Raw genomic sequence first — 17,498 nt, 5'->3', positions numbered from 1 at the left:
TCGGGTCCGGCCGTCCGGCCGGCCCCCTTCGATCAGGCGTCCTTCTCCAGCGTGGGGCGCAGGCGCTCCAGCAGGGCGTAGAGCGTCGCGCTCTCCGCCTGGTCCAGCGCGTCCAGCGCTCCGTGCGTGGCCTGCATCTCCTCGCGCACGCGGCGGATGGTCTCGCGACCCGCGTCGGTCGCCACCACGTGCTTCACCCGGCGGTCCGCCGGGGACGGCTCGCGTCGCACCAGCTCCCGCGCCTCCAGCCGGTCCACGATGCCGGTGACGTTGGACGCGTCGCAGGCGAGCAGGGTGGCCAGCCCGCGCATCGGCACCGGACCCTCCAGCTGGGCCAGGACCTTGGCCTGCGTGGACGTGAGTCCGTGCCGGGCGGCGGCGGTGGCGAAGTCGCGCCATTGGGCGGTGCCGATGGCAGCCAACAGTTCAAGGAGTTGCAGTTTGGTGGGGCCCTGCGAGGTGGCCGCGGCGGTGGCGCTCATGACGAGAGCGTACGCCGAGAAGCTTCATATTATCAACCTTTTACTTGACCATCTTAACTATTGCTGTCTACCTTCATCCACGTACTTGAGGACATCAAACATCTGCGATCTGAAGCACTAAGAAGGTCCCGCCCACCATGAGCACCGCCGCATCCACCCCCGCCGCCGGGCCCCGGAACGAGACGGTCATCGTCTTCGCCCTCAGCCTCGCCGCCATGGTCGTGTCGATGATGCAGACCCTGCCCGTTCCGATCCTGGGTCTGATCCGCACCGACCTCGGCACCTCGACCGCCAACGTCAGCTGGGTCACCACCGCGACCCTGCTGTCCGCCGCCGTCTTCACCCCGCTGCTCGGCCGCTTCGGCGACCAGCACGGCAAGAAGCCCACGCTGGTGGCCGTCCTCGGCATCATGGTCGCGGGATCCGTCATCGCCGCGCTCGCGACGTCGCTTCCGCTGCTGATCCTCGGCCGGGTCCTCCAGGGCGCGGCCACCGCGATCTTCCCGCTGGCCCTGTCCGTCCTGCGCGAAGAGGTCCGGCCCCAGAAACTGCCGGGTGCCATGGCCCTGGTCAGCGGCACGCTCGCGTTCGGCAGCGGCCTCGCGCTCGTCGCCACCGGCCTGCTCACCTCCGGCTCCGACGCCGACTACCGCAACGCCTTCTGGATGGCGACCGGCTTCGCGACCCTGGCCCTGCTGGCCGTCGTCTTCCTGGTCCCGGCCACCCGCCACAAGACCGGAGGCCGTACGGACTTCCTCGGCGCGCTGACCCTGGGCATCGCCCTCCTGCTGCTCCTGCTGCCCATCTCGCAGGGCCACGAGTGGGGTTGGGCCTCCGCCCGGACGCTGGGGAGCTTCGCCGGCGCCGCCGTCATGACGGCCGTGTGGGTCCTGGTGGAGCGCAAGGTGCGCGAACCCCTGGTGGACATGCGGATGTTCGTCCACCGCCCCGTCCTGATGGCCAACCTGGCCGGCATCCTCGTGGGCTTCGGCATGTTCGCGAACTTCCTGGGCGTCTCCTATCTGGTCCAGATGCCGAAGGCCCTGACCGGGTACGGCTTCGACGCGTCCATCCTGCGCGCCTCCGTCCAGTTCCTGCTCCCCGGCGCGATCGTCTCGCTGCTGGCCTCCCCCGTCGGCGGACAACTGGTGCGCCACCGCGGGCCCCGCGTCGCCCTGGGCCTGGCCGCCGTGTTGGGCGCCGTCGGCTTCGGCTGGCTGGCGCTGGACCACGCCCACACCTTCTCGGTGATCGGCGCCGGTCTCGTCGTCGGCGCGGCCGTCAGCTTCGGGTACGCGGCCATGCCGGCCGTGATCATGTCCAGCGTTCCGCACCACCAGAGCGGCATCGCCAACGGCATCAACTCGATCTCCCGCTCCACCGGCAGTGCGATCGGCAGCGCCATCGTCACCACCATCCTGGCCTCGAAGACCATCGAGCACCTTCCGGCCGGCGTTCCCGCACTGCCCGCCGAGTCCGGTTTCACCCTCACCTTCGGGATCGGGGCCGTCGCCTTCGCCCTGGTCGCGCTGATCAGTTGGCTCGGTCTGCGGTCGGGCCACGGCCCCCGGGTGGAGGAGCCGGTCGCGTCGAGCGAGGCACCCCTGCTGAAGGCGGTGGAGACGGCCGACGCCGTCTGACCTCCCGCCCGCTCCACCCCCACCGCCTCCGGTCCTTCGCGACCGGGGGCGGTTCTTCGTGTCCCGGGGTCGCCGCGGCCGTCCTCCCGGACCGGCATCCGGCTCGCCACAACATCGAATTCAGGCCAACTGTCTCGAATATCCAGGCGGGGCCGCTCACCCACCGGTCCTGACCGCCGCGTTGTCAGTGGGCCTCGCTAGTCTCCCGACATACCGCAGCTCACAGGGCGTTGGCGCCTTCTTTCGGGCTGCGCGGAATCCGACGGGACATGCAGAGGGGCAGGCACGGCTGATGGCTTGGCTGGCGGCGGGTGAGGGCTACGAGATCGCCCTCGTGGAGGGGCGGGTCGTGGCCCGGGGATCGACGAAACGGCAGTTGAAGACTCTGCCCAAGGCGCTGCGGGAGCACCCCGAGGTGGACCGGCTGCGCCGGCTCTCGGAATGGCTCGATCGACACGTGGTCGCGTGTGTCGCCCAGGTGGACGCCTGGATGGTGTCCTCGCTGCCGGTGCCGACCACGCTGCTGGCCCGGGTCTGGCCCGACGAGGCCTGGCAGGGCGCCCTGCGCGACCTTGCGATCGTCGCCGACGACGACCCCGACGAGGTGGGCTTCCTGCGCGACGCCACCGGGACGGGCGAGTTGAAGGTGGTCAACCTCGACGGCGAGACCGTGCGACTCTCCCCGCGCACGGTGACCCTGCCGCACCCGGTGCTGCTGCCCGACCTGGACGACGTACGGGACTTCGCCGCCGAACTCGGCATCACCCAGCAGGTCGAGCAGATCCACCGCGCGACCTGGCAGAAGCCGGCGGGGCTCGCCGCCAACGCGACCGAGGTACGGGACTACGCGGGCGGGGTGTTCCCCTCCCGCTTCAGCCTCGCGGCACGGGCCACCGGTCTCGGCTACCGGGTCTCCGGCGGCTACGCCACCTGCAAGGTGCGCGACGCCGGCGGCGCCGTGGAGGCGGCCGTGTGGATCGGCGAACCGTACTGGGAGGACGAGTCGAGCACCGGCGGGCTGAACTGGCACGACGCCGAGGGTCGCGCCGTGCGGCTCGACGAGGTCGGACCGGTGGCCTGGTCCGAGGGGATGCGGATGGCCGCGGCGCTGTACGCCGGGCGCAAGATCGAGGAGGGCGGGAACGCGTGAACACCGAGACCACCGAAACCGGCGGGGCCCGGGCGCTGCTCGACGCGGGCGCCGTGCTGCCCGCCGACACCACCGGGGCGGGCGACTCCGCCGTAGAACTGACCGCGCGGGCCTACCGCCACCCGGCCCTCGGCGACGACCGGGTCGTGATCCGGCTCGCCGCGGCCGAACTGGGCGCCGCGGAGGACCTCGCCGCCGGATTCCTGGGCCTCGAACCCGACGGCGAACCGGCCGTGGTGGGCCTCGGCCGGCGTCAGGCCCTCGGCTTCCCCGAGTGGGTGCTGGTGCACCACCCCGAGGACGGGCACCGCGCGCTGGCCGTCGTACCGGAACTGGACCGGGCCGCCCGCCAGGCGAAGACGAAGCCGAAGGCCGCCCTCGACGCCTGCCTGGAGCTGGCCGGCCGGCTCGCGGCCTCCGTTCCGCACTTCCTGCCGGTCTTCCACGAGCAGGCCGCCCGGATCTTCCTGGCCGTCGAGAACACCACGTACGCCGCGCAGTTGTTCGGCAAGGCCCGCGCGAGCGAGGCCGAGTTCGGCCTGCTCGTGGACGAGGACCGGCTGGACGCCGTCTTCCTCGAATTCGCCCTGGCCGGCGCCCTGCCGGTGAAAGTGCTGACCGGATACGGCAAGGCGCTGGCGCTGCGGGTCTCCCCCACCGAGGCCTTCGACCGGTTCCGCCGGCTGTGCGTGCGCCGCACCGCGGGCGGGCTGCCGCCGTCCGCGCAGGTCGCCGTGGAGCTGCGCCGACTGGCCCGCGCCGCCGGTCTCACCGGCACCGAACCCGAGCAGGACTACCTCGCCGAGCTGTTGCCGCTGCCCGCCACCCTGCGGGCCGCCGCCGGCTGGTGGAGGGCCCACCGCCCGGCGTTGCTCGCGCTCGCCCGGCGCGTGCCCTCCGTACGGGGCACCCTGCTCGGACTGACCCCGCCCAGCGGCGGCGACGCGGGCGCCATGGCCGCGCTGTGGCTGGAGCTGCTGGTCGACTCGGGCGCCACCGCCGGACTGTCCGCGGCCGACGCGCCGGACGAGGAGCGCTGCTCCGACGGCACGGCCGGCTGGCTGGAGCGCTTCCAGACCGCCCGGTACAGCGGGTGGGGCACTCCCCCCGCACTGCCGAACCTCCTCGAACTCGTCGAGCGGTCCGCGGACCGGCTGCGCGCGGAACTCGCCGCGCCGGAGCGCGAGACGGGGCTGCGCCTCGGCTTCGAGGACGTGGACCTCCTCGATCTGGTGCTGTCCCTGGACCTGCCGCTCGCCGACCCGGACCCCGAGAACAACCGGACGCTGGGGCTCCAGGCCTGGGGCGACCACACCGCCCGGCGGGAACTGCGCGCGCTGTGCGCCGACGAGCGTTTCCGCCCGGTGATGTTCCGTTCCCTGAACGAGCTGGGAAGCCGCGCGACCGGACGAGGCGCCGTCCGCGCCCTCGCCCTGTCCCCCGGGAGCAGCGCGCTGCTCGCCGACTGGGTCCGCGAGGTGGCCGCCTCCTCCACGGCGGCCGCGTTGCCGGCGCTGCCCGCGGCGATCCGCTGGCTGACCTGGCTGCCGGCCGAGGCGCTGGCCCTGGCCCCCGAGGACGTCGCGAGGGCGGCGGCGCTCGACGTGGGCGGGATCCTCGCGCGGACGCTGCGCGGCGGACTGTTCGAGGAACTGACCTGGCCCGCCTGGGAGACGGCGGTGTCCGAACTGCGGCCGAGCGCCAAGGCGCGCGGGGGTCGGCGCGACCGCGGGCTCGTCGTCATGGACGCCTGGCCCCGCCTGATCGTGGCCAACTCCACGCAGGTCCGCGTCGTCGACGCCGACTCGACGGTGCTCACCCACGACCTGCGGGTCCCGCGCGGCGATCACTACCGCCTCGGCTTCCACCACGTGGACGGCGACCTGCTGGTGTTCTGGGTCTCGTACGGCGGCGCCGTGGAGGGCTACTGGTTGAGCGCCCCGAACGACGTCCTCACCCTCGATCACCCGGGGTCCTACTGGTCGATCCGCAACGAGCAGGTCACCCTGCCGCTGCCCGGTGGCGGCCGGTTCACCGGCCACGGCGTCCTGCACGCGGGCGACACCGAACTCCCGACCGAACGCCCGGTCCTGTCCGACGGGACCTCGTACTGGGTGTGGGACTCGGGAAGCGAGCCCGACGCGGCGGGATGGCACGAGTACGACCCCGCGAGCGGCGCCCTGGGACGGCGTTCGCAGCCCGCCTTCCTCGCCGACGCCCTGCGCGGGCACCCGGAGGGCAGCAGCCTGCCGCAGCACGCGGGCGCCAACTGGCTGCGGCCGACGCCCACCGTGGAGGGCTCGGTGTTCGGCGCCCCCGTGGACGGCCTGCTCGGCTGGCGTGTCGTGCACGTCCCCGATCGGGGCTGGCACGGCTCGGACACCGCCGGTCGCTCGGTGACCGCGGCTGGCGACCGCATGCCCCAGGGGGCGCTCAGCCTGCCCGGTGCCGACCGACTGCGCGTGCTGTCCAGCGACTGGCGCACGCTGACGCTCAGCGACCACGACGGTGTCGTCACCTCCCAGGTCAGCTCCGACCACGACAACCCGGCCTACTCCACGGCCACCGTGGACCTCCCGCCGCTCCCCTACTGGTACTGCCTGCGGGCCCGGGACACCGAGGGCTCGGCCGCGCTGCGGACTGCCGACGCGGAGACCTGCGGTGCGCTGTTGAAGGCGGCCGGCGCCGTCGCCGACCGGGACGAACTGCCCGCCCTGGTAAGCGCGGCCCTGCCGCGGATCACCTCGCCCGAGCTGATCGGGGGCGTGGTCGACAAGCTCCGGGACGCCCTGCGGCAGCGGGCGGCGCTCGACAAGGTGGCCGCCGCCCTGAACCCGACCACGGCGCGCGAGCCCGCGCCGCAGGTCGTACGGGGCCCGTCCGACAAGCTGGTGGCCGAGGCGCTGGAGGGGCTCGTCGCCGGCGGGCACCGGCGGTACGGCGGGGACTCCGACGCCGCGTACCGGTTCCTGCGGGAGCTGGCCTCCGTCTCCGCCGACACCGACGCGCGGGAGGTGCCCGGGCGGCTGCACTTCGACGTGCCGGGGCTCGCGCGGACGACGCTGCCCTGGACGGAACTGTTCCTCGACGGGGCCGCCGCCGTCGCCTACCGCGCGGTGGTCACCGGCGCGGACGACGCGCAGCGTGCGGCGCTGTGCGCGATGCTCGAAGAGGTGGTCGCGCTGGGCCTGGACTCCACCGAGGCGTCCGCCGGCCGGTGGCTGCGTGTCGTGGTCCACCTCGGCCGCAACCACACGACGCAGCCCGACGGCCGCGAGCGCGGGAAGTGGCACGCGAGCGTGCTGCCGTGCGGTGGCGGGGCCCTGCTCGCCATCACCGGCGAGCACGGCGACTCCACCGACGAGGGCCGCGAGTTCACGGCGCTGCTGCACGACCCCAGCGGTCGACTCGCGGTGCCGCAGCCGTACACCGCGCGCGGGAACACCCCGCTCGGGGGCCGGGGGCGTGGGGCCGGCTGGCTCGCCGCGTTCCTCGCCGCGGCGGCCGAGCACGGTGCGGCGCCGTGGTTCACGGAGGCCGCCGAGGAGTTCGCCCGCCTGACCGGGGTCTCCGGGCCCGCGGCCCGGCTGGTGCTCGCCGGTCTCCCCGACATCGACACCTGGGACCGGAACTTCCTGCCGGCCGAACTCCGGGCGGCCATCGGGGTCAAGGCCGCGGACTCGGCGTACGCCCGCGACGACCTGCGCAACCTCGACGTCGAGGTCCGGCGGGAGCTGGTGGCCGCGCTGCTGCCCGCCGAGCCGGCGCGGCTGTGGAGCGAGGGCCCGGACGTGGCGGCCGCCGCCGAGGTGTGGAACCGGCGCGTGGGCCGACGCACGCCCGTACCGGACTGGCTGCTCGTGGAGGCGACCCGCGCCGTCGGCGCCGGGTCGAGCCACGGCCACCGGTGGTCGGTGCACCAGGCGCTGCCCGCGCTCCTCGATCCGACGGTGGCACCGGAGCTGAACACCGATGTGGCGTGGGAGGTGCGGGAGAACCAGATCGCGCCCCGCGAGCCCGCGGCGGCCCCGTTCACCTCCGCGGTGCTGACCCGGGCGATCGCCCTCTCGGGGTGGCTGGCGCACCGCCTGCCGGCGGGCGACCCGGTACGGGCCGTGCTGCCACCCGCGCTGACGGCGTTGCGACAGCGGCTGTCCGCACCCGGGTTGCTGCTCGGGATCGACGTCTACCACAACCCCGCCGAGTTCCGAAAGGCGGCGGGCACGCCGACCGAGACGGGCGAGGGGTACGAGCGCTACGGCGCGGTGGTGCTGCCCGGCACGGGCACGCACTGGTCGTACCCGGCCCTGCGGCCGGCGCTGCTGGACTCCACCGGTTCCGACCCGTACCTGCCGGCGCTGCGCGGCACCGAGCAGCAGCCGTTCGCCGTGGAGACGGCGCTGCGACTCGCGCGGGACCCGGGCTTCGCGCGGCTCCTCGCCGATCCGGGGGCGCCCGCCGCGGGTTCGGTGGACAAGGACGGGACCTGGTGGCCGCAGGACGCGGGCCGTTCGGTGCCGGACCTGGTGGCGGAGGCGAGCGCCCTGTACGGCCTGGGTGCGGACGCCGCCGTCCTCTACCTCGCGCTGCTCGCCATGCCGGACCCCACCGACCGCAACACGGCGCGCTGGACGGGCTGGAAGCCGGCCCGGTTGACGGCGGCCCGCGCGGAGCTGGGCGCCACCGACCTGGTGGTGACGGCGAGCCGCAGCCGCGCCGGACGCTCCCTGTTCCTGCCGGGCGGGTGGGCGGACATCCCCTCGCCGACGCTGCCGGTGGAGCTGTGGAAGCTGCCGATGTACGCGACGGCGTCGGGACGCAACCCGGTCCTGGGCGTGCTGGTGCCCACCGAACCGGCCGCGGACCTGTACCGGCGCGCGTGGGAGCGGGTCCGCGAGGGCGACACTCCGCGCTTCGAGGAACTGAAGGTGAAGCGCACGACGCGACGCCGGCGGTGACGCCCTCCTGAACCGGTCCGGGCCGGGGCCCGTCGCCCCGGCCCGGACCGGCCCACCGCGGCCGGGCCCAACCGCCCCGGAGCCGCCGCCCGTTCCCGCCCCGACCCGCGCGGGGTCGCCGTGAGACCCCCCGCGCCCCCTGCTTCCTTCCCGCACCACCCGGAGGACCCCCGATGACCGTCACCGAACCGTCCGCCCCCGCCCGGCAGGTCATGCCCGCGGAGGAGCGCCACGCCGCCGAACTCGCCTTCCTGGCCGCACACGACACCGGGCCCCGCCCGCCCGGCTGGGCGCTCACCCCGCGCGCCGTCGTCACGTTCGTCTGCGGCAGCGAAGGCGCCGAACTGGCCCTGCCCAAGCGGCGCGCCGGTCTGCCGACCAAGCTGGCGATCGCGCCGAAGTTCGTCGGCGAACGCGCCCTCGTCGAACGCTGCGTGGTCACCCTCGCCGGCGAGCGGGGCCTGCTGCTCACCGGCGAGCCCGGCACCGCCAAGTCGATGCTGTCGGAGCTGCTCGCCGCCGCCGTGTCCGGTACCAGCGCCCTGACCGTGCAGGGCACGGCGGGCACCACCGAGGACGCCTTCCGGTACGGGTGGAACTACGCCCTGCTGCTGGCCCAGGGCCCCACCTCGCAGGCCCTGGTCGACTCCCCCGTGCTCGCCGCGATGCGCTCGGGCCGGGTGGTGCGGGTCGAGGAGATCACCCGCTGCCTGCCGGAGGTGCAGGACGCCCTGGTGTCGATCCTGTCCGACCGTCGGGTGAGCGTGCCCGAACTGACCTCGACCGAGGACGCGGTGGTGTCCGCCGCGCCCGGCTTCACGGTCATCGCCACCGCCAACCTCCGCGACCGGGGTGTCTCGGAGATGTCCGCCGCGCTGAAGCGACGGTTCAACTTCGAGACGGTCGCGCCGATCGCGGACGCCGATGCCGAGGCCGCGTTGATCCGGCGCCAGGCCGTCGCCGCGGTGCAGCGCGCCGGAGCCGCGTTCGGCGTGGACGACGCGGTGCTGGACGCCCTCGTCACCGTCTTCCGGGACCTGCGCTCGGGGCGCAGCGCCGAGGGCTGGGACGTGGAGCGGCCCGGCACGGTCATGTCCACCGCCGAGGCCGTGCAGGTGGCGGCCTCGCTGGGGGTGGCCGCGGCCTACCTGCCGGGCGGTGACGTCCTCGATCTGCTGCCGGGGCACCTGCTGGGCGTCGTGCGCAAGGACGACCCCGCCGACCACGGCCGGTTGCTGGGGTACTGGGACGGCCCGGTCCGCCGCCGCGCCGAGGACGGTTCGGCGATGTGGCGTCGGCTGTGGGACCTGCGCGGGAGCCTGCGGTGACGATGGTCGATCCGAGGGACGCCGTGGAGGCGCTCGCCGCGTGCCGGGAGCCTTACCTGTTGGGGGTCCGGCATCACAGCCCGGCCCTCGCGGCGATGGTGCCGGCGCTGCTGGACGCGGCGGGCGCGGAGGTGCTCTGCGTGGAGCTGCCCGCCGAGTTCCAGTCGTGGTGGGAGTACGTGGCGGATCCCGAGACGGTGGCCCCGGTCGCGCTGGCCGGCCAGGGGCGGGACGGGCGCCTGGCGTTCTACCCGTTCGCCGACTTCTCCCCCGAACTGGCGGCGATCCGCTGGGCGCGGGAGCGCGGCGTCGAGGTGGTCTGCTGTGACCTGCCGTTGGCCGACGGCGGCTGGTCCCTTCCGGACGCGCCGGCGGGCCTGCTGCCGGTGGGCCCGGACCGGCCGGCACCGGAGTCGGGCACGCCCGACGGGCCGGCACCGGCCGCCGCGATCCCGTCGGGCGACGGAGCTTCGGCCGCGGGCCGTCGTTCCTTCGCCGAGGCGCTCGCAGCGTCCGGCACCGGGCGCGAGGGCGACGACCTCTGGGACCGCGCGGTCGAGGTGCAGGCCCCGGGCTGCTCCCCCGAGGCCGTGCGTCGGGCGGCGCTCGGCGTGGGCTGGGCGCTGCGCGCCGACGCCGACGTGCCCGCGCGGGACCTGGCCCGCGAGGCGCACATGCGAGCCGTGATCGCCGCCGCCTCCGCCGGGGGCCGCCGGGTGGCCGCGCTGATCGGCGCCTTCCACGCCCCGGCCCTCTTCCCGACCGACGCCGCGGTGGGCGAAGCCCCGACGACCGACGTCGCGGTGGCCGCCGGCAAGGACACAGGCGCGGCGGTCAAGGACTCGGGCGGATCGAGGACGGGCTCCGGCGCGCGCCCCGGCGACGACGCCGTGGTGGCCTCGTTCGTGCCGTACTCCTTCGACCTGCTCGACTCCCGCTCCGGCTATCCGGCCGGCATCCGGGACCCGCTCTGGCAGCAGGCCGTGTTCGAGGCCGGCGGGGACCCGGTGCGGGTCCGGGACGCGGCTTCGGTCGCCGTGACCGGGGTCTGCCGGGAGCTGCGCCGGGTCGGGCACACCGCGGGGACCGGGGAGGCGGCGGAGACGCTGCGGCTCGCCTGCGACCTGGCGGTGCTGCGCGGGCTCCCCGCCCCCGGGCGCGGGGAACTGCTGGAGGCGGTCATGACCGTCCTCGGGCAGGGCGAACCCCTGGGTCGGGGGCGGGCCTTGGCCCGCGCCCTGGAGGCCGTGCTGATCGGGGCGGGGCGGGGCAGGATCACCCCGCACGCCCCCCGATCGGGGCTCGGTCCCGCCGTCGAGGAGGAGTTGGCGGCGCTGCGGCTGCCGTCGCCGCGCGATCCCGCTCCCCGGGAGGTCCGGCTGGATCCGTTGCGTTCCGAGTTGGACGGCCGGCGGGAGGTCGTGCTGCAACGGCTGCTGGTGTGCGGCGCCGGGTACGGGGAGCCCGTCGCGGTGGCCGCCACCGGCGACGGCACCGCGCTCGGCAGCAAGTGGCGGCTGTCCTGGACCCCGTCCGTGCCCGCCCGGCTCGACCTGGTGGGCGTCCGCGGCGTGAGCGCCGCCCAGGCGGCCGCCGGGACGCTGCGGGACGTCGCGCGCCGCGCGGCCGAGGAGGGGGGCCCGACCCCGGCTCAGATCCTGACCGGGCTGCGCGCGGCCGCGCGGTGTGACCTGCCCGCGCTGGTCGACGTACGGCTGGAGGAGGCCGCCGCGATCCTCCCGGAGACCGCCGGACTGCCGGAACTCCTCGAAGCCCTCGACCTGTTGGAGGGCCTGGGCCGGGGCCACCTCCCCGGGGCGTCGCAGGGGGCGCGGATGCGCGCGCAGGCGCTCTCGGAGGAGTTGGTGGAGGCCTCCGTACGGTCCCTGCCCGGGCTCGCCGGCAGCGAGGACCCCGCCGACGCGGGCGCCTTGGTGGCGCTCGCGGACCGGGCCGCCGGCCGGCACCTGGGACTGCGGCTGGACTCCGCCCTGGCGGACCTGGCCGCCTCCGCCTCCCCGTTGATGCAGGGCGCGGCCCTGGCCGTACGGGTCCTGCTGGACCTGGATCCGGCGCACGGGCTCGGCGACCGCGCGGCGGGCTGGGTCGACGGCGCCGGCACTCCGGAGGCCCGGCGTGCCCTGACCCGCCGGCTGACCGGTCTGCTCACGGCCGCCGGTCCGCTGCTCGGCTCCTCCCCGACCGCCCTCACCCCCTTGCTGGACCGGGTGGACGGCCTCGCGGACGATCGGTTCCTGGACCGGCTGCCGGCGCTGCGCGGCGGCTTCGACGCGCTCTCCCCCGCCGCCCGCGGCCGGTTGCTGGACACCGTCACCGAGCGGCTCGGGGACCGCCCGGACCTCTCGCTCGACGCGCCGCCCGGGCTGCTCGCCCTCTGGGCCGCGGCGGACGCGGCGGGCCTGGCCGCCCTCAAGGACCTGCCGCTGCCCGCCGCGGACACCGACGCGCCCGCCGTCCCGGACGCGACGGCCGCCCCGCGGCCCGTCGACCCCGGGACGCGGCGCCTGTCCGCCGCCGACCGGTGGCGGCTGCTGCTCGGACGGCAGCGCGACCGGCTGCCGTCCGGTGCGCGGGGCTACGCGCGGGCGCTCGACGAGCTGTACGGCGCCGGGCGCGGCGAGGGCTCCGCCGATCTGGACGACGGCCGCGGCGCGGGCGGGGGGACCGACGCCTCGTTCCCGACCGCCCGGGAGTGGTCCGAGGAGTTGGAGGCCCTGTTCGGCGCCGACGTCCGGGAGGAGGTGTTGGCCGACGCCGCGGACGCGGGCCGGGTCGACGTGCTGGCCCAGTTGGACCCCACCTCGGTGCGTCCCTCGATGGAGCTGTTGACCTCGGTGCTCTCGCTGGCCGGCGGAATGCCCGAACAGCAGCTGGCACGGCTGCGGCCCCTGGTGCGACGTCTGGTCGACGAGCTGGCCCGGGAGCTGGCCACCCGGCTGCGCCCGACGCTCTCGGGGCTGGCGACACCGCGTCCGACCCGCCGCCCCGGCGGGAAGCTGGACCTGGCCAGGACGCTGCGCGCCAACCTGGCGCACACGCGCCGGTCGGCCGACGGGCGGGTGGTGGTCGTACCGGAGCGGCCCGTGTTCAGTACGCGGGCGAGCCGGGAGGCCGACTGGCGGCTGATCCTGGTGGTCGACGTCTCCGGTTCGATGGAGGCCTCGGTGGTGTGGTCGGCGTTGACGGCGGCCGTGCTGGGCGGGGTTCCCACCCTGTCCACCCACTTCCTGGCGTTCTCGACCCAGGTCGTCGACCTCACGGACCGCGTCGACGATCCGCTGTCGTTGTTGCTCGAGGTACGGGTCGGTGGCGGTACGCACATCGCCGCCGGGCTCGCGCACGCTCGGTCCCTGATCACCGTTCCGAGCCGCACCCTGGTCGTCGTGGTGAGCGACTTCGAGGAGGGGGCGCCGCTCGGCGGGCTGCTCGGCGAGGTGCGCGCGCTGGCCGCTTCCGGTGCCCACCTGTTGGGTTGCGCCGCGCTCGACGACGCGGGCGCGCCCCGGTACTCGGTGGCGATCGCACGGCAACTCGTCGCGGCCGGCATGCCGGTGGCCGCACTCAGTCCCCTCGCTCTCGCCCGTTGGGTGGGCGAACGCCTCCGTGGAGATGTCCGTTGAGTACCGATCTGTTGCCGCCCGTCGCCCCCGAGGTCCTCGCGGAGGCGGTGGAGAACCTCACCGCGCGGCTGCGCAAGAAGTTGGACGCGGCCATCGAGGCGTGCGCCTCGGGGGCGGTCGCCGGGCCCGACGGGAGCGTGACCGTCCGCTTCGGCGAGGATGCCGTGGTGACCTTGCGCCCGGGCCCCTCGGGAGTGGTCACGGCGGCCGACGAGGCCGTCTGCGGCTGCCTGCTGGCACCGCGCTGCCTGCATCGGGCGGCCGTGCTGGGGGCGGCGCCGCTCGCCGATCCGGCGCAGCTCGCCCCCGCGGAGCCGGCGGCCGACGCGGCGACGGATCCGGGCCGCGAGGGGGTGGCGTCGGAGAGCAGTGGGGTGGTGGGGGCCGGTTCACAGGCGCCCGCGCCGCACGGGGCCACGACGCCCGGAACCTCCGCCGGGGCTCCGCCGGCGCCCGAACCGCTGACCGCCGCACAACGGCGGGCCTCGGCCGCGCTGTGGGAGGCGGCCGCCGCCGCACTGGCCGCCGGGGTCGCGGCCGGCGGCGCGGTGGTGCAGGCCGAGCTGCTGCGGGCCGCGCACAGTGCCCGCCTCGCCGGACTGCCGCGCGGCGAGGCCGCCGCCCTGCGCGTGGTGCGGGGGCTGCGGGCGGCGCGGGAGCGCAGCGCCGCCCAGCGGCTGGGCGCCCTCACCGAGGCCTTCCGCGAACTGCTGCACGTCGCGGGACTGACGGCCTCCGGAGCCGGCGGGCCCGCGCTGACGGGCACGGGCCGCCGCGCCTACGAGGCGGGCGGGAGCCTGCGGGTGCACGGCCTGTGCCGCGAGCCCGTGTTGTCCGCCACCGGCTACGGCGGTGTGGTCACCCATCTGGTGGGCGCGGACGGCTCCCGCTACTCCGTGTCGGACGTCCGTCCCGGCGGGCTCGCCCGCGCCCGGGGCGCCGGATCCGCGTCCGTGGCCCTGGGCGGGGCCGCCCTCGACCACGCCGGGCTGGCGCGCGGGGGTCTGCGGGTCGTCGGCGCGACGGTGTCCGCCGACGGGCGTCTGGGTACGGGGCGCGGGGTACAGGCGACTCCGCTGCGCGGGATCGCCTGGACCGACGAGCCCGCGGCCGCGCTGTTCGCCCGCCCGGCGGCGGAGGCCGTGGCCGGCCTGCTCGCCGACCCCGAGGGCGAACCCGGGCTGCTGGGCTGCGACGTCCGCGTCGTCGGCGGGGCCGGTGAGCACCTGCTGGTACGGGAGCTGTCGTCCGACGGGACCGTGCGGGCGGACGCGCCCGTGCTCCGGTTGCGCCCGGCGCATCCGCACCCCGAGTTGCCGCACACGGCCAACCTGCGCCGGCTGGCGGGCTGTCCGGGCCTGGCGATCCGGGTGCTGGGCCGTCCGGATCCGGACCGGGCGGCCACCCTGGGTGCGCTGGCCGTCGGGCCGGTGCCGGGGGCGCCGTACACGTTGCGGTTGCCCGAGGAGTGGCTCGGCCGGGCCGACCTCGGCTACGACCGCCTCCAGGGTTCCCATCTTCCGGAGGGGACGCCCGAGCCCGCGGAGGGTGACCGCGGGCCGCTCGCCGGTCCGGCCGGGGGCGACGCGGATCCGTTGGCCGAGTCGCCGTTGTGGCGGGTGCGCCGGCTCCTGGAGACCGGGGTGGCGGGCGGTCGCCGGGCCGTGGCGGAGGCCGCCAGGGGGCCGGAGCCGCTCGGCCTGCGCGGTCCGCTGCGTCGTTCGGGCTTCGGGGCGGCGGCGGATCTGGCCACCGCCCTGGCCGTCGAGGCGGACCGGCGCCCCCGGGACGCCTTCGGCCGCCTCACCGACGCCTCGGCCGACCGCTACGCCTGGGCCTGGCTCGCCTCGGCCACGCACCTCGGCGCGGCGGAACGCTCGTTGGTGGCGGCTTCCTGGTCCTGAGCCGGCGTCTCCCGCGCGGGCTCCGCCGGCGCGGGAGGCATCGGAGCGCGCCGGTCGTGCGAGATCGGACACACCCGACGACGGGTCACGGGAGGTGACGAAGGGTGTCGAACTCGTCGGTATCGGCACAACCGAACCCGGTGGGCGCGCGGTTGCCCCGTTCGTCCGCGCCCCGCTCGACCGACCGCCCGGGGCACCTCCCTGACGGCCCGTGACACTCGGCGCGACACGCGCGGATCGGATGTCCCGGTATGGGTAGGCTCCCCCGGGACAGCGTGCGGGAGTTCGACTCGGGATGGCTTCATGGAACGTCAGACAGGTTCGCGCGGCCTCGTGGTGGCCGTCGCGCTGCTGCTCGGAGTGACCGGATGCAGCCAGACCGGCGCCGGCGGGAACGCCGACGGGAAGGGTGACACGCGGGCGCCGCGCACCTCCGCCTCGCCCTCCGCGCCGTCCGGGGACGACGCGAAACCGACCGCCGGCGACGTACTGCCCGGCATGGTCAGCGCGGCCGTCGCCCGGACGCAACTGGCCGCGTTGAAGATCGGCAAGCCCGGCACGATGGCCGGCTACAGCCGGGCCAAGTTCACGCACTGGGCCGAGCAGGGCAACAAGTGCGACACCCGCGAGGTCGTCCTCAAGCGCGACGGCAAGGACGTCGCCCAGGACTCCGAGTGCCGTGCCTCGTCCGGCGCCTGGAAGAGCCTGTACGACGGGCTGGAGTTCAACGAGGCGTCGAAGCTGGACATCGACCACATGGTTCCGCTCGCCGAGGGCTGGCGCTCCGGCGCCGCCGACTGGGACGCGGCCCGGCGCAAGGCGTTCGCGAACGACCTGACCCGCCCCCAGCTGCTGGCGGTGTCGGCCGCGTCGAACCGCTCCAAGGGCGACCAGAGCCCGGACCTGTGGCAGCCGCCGGACAAGACGAGCTGGTGCCAGTACGGACGCGCCTGGACCACCGTGAAGTCCCATTACGAGCTGACCGTCACCGAACCGGAGAAAGCCATGCTCACCACCATGATCGACACCTGCGCGGGCTCATGACCGGGACGGAGCGGCACGACACCGCGCTCGAATGGACGGACACGGTCGTGGCCGGCCCGGGCGGCGCCATGACCGACGAGGTCGGCGTGATCACCGGAGAGCTGACCCTGCGCACGGTCGCCGGAGCCGACGGCAAGATCCGGTTCGAGATCCAGTACCTGGACGCCGACGAGTGGTACACGCTCACGGGCAGCCCCCTTCCGCACGGGGACGCGCACGCCCTCCACCTCGCGGCCCTCGCGGCCGTCCGCGCCGGCGGCGGGGCCGAGGCCCCGTCCGTCTGAGCCCTCCCGGCAGCCGTGGGCGGACGCCTCACGGGGCGGTGACCTGGGCGGGGAGCCCGGGGCCGCGGCGACTGCGGGGGCCACGGCGCGCCCGGGGCCGTCGCCCCGGGGCCTTCGGTCGAGCCACCCCGCCTCCTCGGATGCCTCTCAGAGCGAACTCGCTGGTCAGGGGGACGGCCACCTGACAGACTGAAACGGCTCGATCACCCCAGGAGGACAAGATGGCAGACGAAACCGACACCCCGCAGAACGAGTCCCCGGCCGACGAGGCCAAGCGCAAGTTCCGGGAGGCCCTGGAGCGCAACGCCTCGAATGCCCAGTCCCAGCAGTCACACCAGAGCCGGGCGAAGGTGCAGGGTTCCAGCAGCGGCCCCGGCGGCAAGAACAAGAAGGTCCGTCGCAAGACCGGCTGACCACGGACCGACCGCTGCCCCGCCGGGAGGCTCCACCCGGCGGCGTGCGCGGCGACCGCGCCGACCGCGGGGGCGGGTCGCCGCGGGGCGCGGAAACGGATCGTTGGGCCGCATGGGTGACGGGCGATAACCACATGCCGTGAGGACAGTTGATCAGGGCGTCCCGCCGGGGACAGCTCATGCGACAGAAGGATCCTCAATGCTCAAGAAGTTCATGGCCACCGCCGCAGTCACCGCCTCCGTCATCGGCGCGGGCGCCGTTGCGGCCACCCCGGCTATGGCGATCGGCAACGACAACGGCGTGAACACGGTCAACGGCAACAACGCCTCGCAGATCTACGGCAACCAGGAGACCGAAGGCGCCATGAGCCCGCAGCTCAGCGCCGTCCAGGGTTCGCTGAACAAGCTCTGCGTGGGCCTGCCCGCGAAGATCAACGCCCAGTCGATCCTCGCCGCGATCAACGTGGGCGTCCAGGACATCAACGTCCTGTCGAACCCGCAGAACCAGCAGTGCGCGGAGAACTCCACCCAGGCGAAGGGCGACGAGTCCCTGTCGCACATCGTGGACAACATCCCGGTCCTCTCCGGGAACCTCTCCGCCGGCAGCTGACCCGGTCGACCCGGAACCGGCGTGACGACTCGCTCGTCACGCCG

At 75.2% G+C, this 17,498-nt stretch carries 11 protein-coding genes; 10 read left to right on the top strand and 1 reads right to left on the bottom strand.

The genetic code is table 11. From position 1 onward, the window contains the following. Positions 1-32 precede the first annotated feature (32 nt). A complete protein-coding gene (locus OG906_RS30815; RefSeq protein ID WP_267798254.1) occupies positions 33-482 on the bottom strand; it encodes a MarR family winged helix-turn-helix transcriptional regulator in 450 nt (149 codons plus the stop codon). A gap of 137 nt (positions 483-619) precedes the next feature. Between OG906_RS30815 and OG906_RS30810 the strand changes: the two genes are divergently transcribed. The 10 genes from OG906_RS30810 to OG906_RS30765 all read left to right on the top strand — a co-directional run bounded on the left by OG906_RS30810 (position 620) and on the right by OG906_RS30765 (position 17,454). Continuing rightward, on the top strand, positions 620-2,122 hold the full coding sequence (locus OG906_RS30810; protein WP_329447342.1) for an MFS transporter: 1,503 nt from the start codon (positions 620-622) through the stop codon (positions 2,120-2,122). A gap of 292 nt (positions 2,123-2,414) precedes the next feature. After that, the gene (locus tag OG906_RS30805) at positions 2,415-3,272 is read left to right on the top strand and encodes a DUF4132 domain-containing protein (RefSeq protein ID WP_329447341.1); all 858 of its coding nucleotides are present in this window, start codon (positions 2,415-2,417) and stop codon (positions 3,270-3,272) included. Beyond that, on the top strand, positions 3,269-8,230 hold the full coding sequence (locus OG906_RS30800) for a DNA-binding protein (protein ID WP_329447340.1): 4,962 nt from the start codon (positions 3,269-3,271) through the stop codon (positions 8,228-8,230). Before OG906_RS30805 ends, OG906_RS30800 begins: the two co-directional genes overlap by 4 nt. A gap of 173 nt (positions 8,231-8,403) precedes the next feature. Next, on the top strand, positions 8,404-9,558 hold the full coding sequence (locus OG906_RS30795; RefSeq protein ID WP_267798248.1) for an ATP-binding protein: 1,155 nt from the start codon (positions 8,404-8,406) through the stop codon (positions 9,556-9,558). A 2-nt stretch (positions 9,559-9,560) separates the two neighbouring features. Further along, complete coding sequence (locus tag OG906_RS30790) at positions 9,561-13,199, top strand: DUF5682 family protein (RefSeq protein WP_329448182.1); 3,639 nt, start codon at positions 9,561-9,563, stop codon at positions 13,197-13,199. Next, complete coding sequence (locus OG906_RS30785; RefSeq protein ID WP_329447339.1) at positions 13,196-15,103, top strand: hypothetical protein; 1,908 nt, start codon at positions 13,196-13,198, stop codon at positions 15,101-15,103. Before OG906_RS30790 ends, OG906_RS30785 begins: the two co-directional genes overlap by 4 nt. Positions 15,104-15,406: 303 nt before the next feature. Continuing rightward, positions 15,407-16,147 (top strand): GmrSD restriction endonuclease domain-containing protein, encoded by a 741-nt coding sequence (locus tag OG906_RS30780; RefSeq protein WP_329447338.1) that lies wholly within the window; start codon positions 15,407-15,409, stop codon positions 16,145-16,147. Further along, on the top strand, positions 16,144-16,431 hold the full coding sequence (locus tag OG906_RS30775) for a hypothetical protein (protein ID WP_329447337.1): 288 nt from the start codon (positions 16,144-16,146) through the stop codon (positions 16,429-16,431). Before OG906_RS30780 ends, OG906_RS30775 begins: the two co-directional genes overlap by 4 nt. Before the next feature lie 221 nt (positions 16,432-16,652). Next, positions 16,653-16,844, top strand: coding sequence for a DUF5302 domain-containing protein (locus tag OG906_RS30770; RefSeq protein WP_267798241.1), 192 nt, complete (start codon positions 16,653-16,655; stop codon positions 16,842-16,844). A 199-nt stretch (positions 16,845-17,043) separates the two neighbouring features. Further along, a complete protein-coding gene (locus OG906_RS30765) occupies positions 17,044-17,454 on the top strand; it encodes a rodlin (RefSeq protein ID WP_329447336.1) in 411 nt (136 codons plus the stop codon). Positions 17,455-17,498: the final 44 nt, after the last annotated feature.

This window comes from Streptomyces sp. NBC_01426 (assembly GCF_036231985.1).
Taxonomy (GTDB): domain Bacteria; phylum Actinomycetota; class Actinomycetes; order Streptomycetales; family Streptomycetaceae; genus Streptomyces.
Note: the sequence above shows the minus strand (reverse complement) of the source record. Positions and strands in the feature narration are given on the sequence as shown.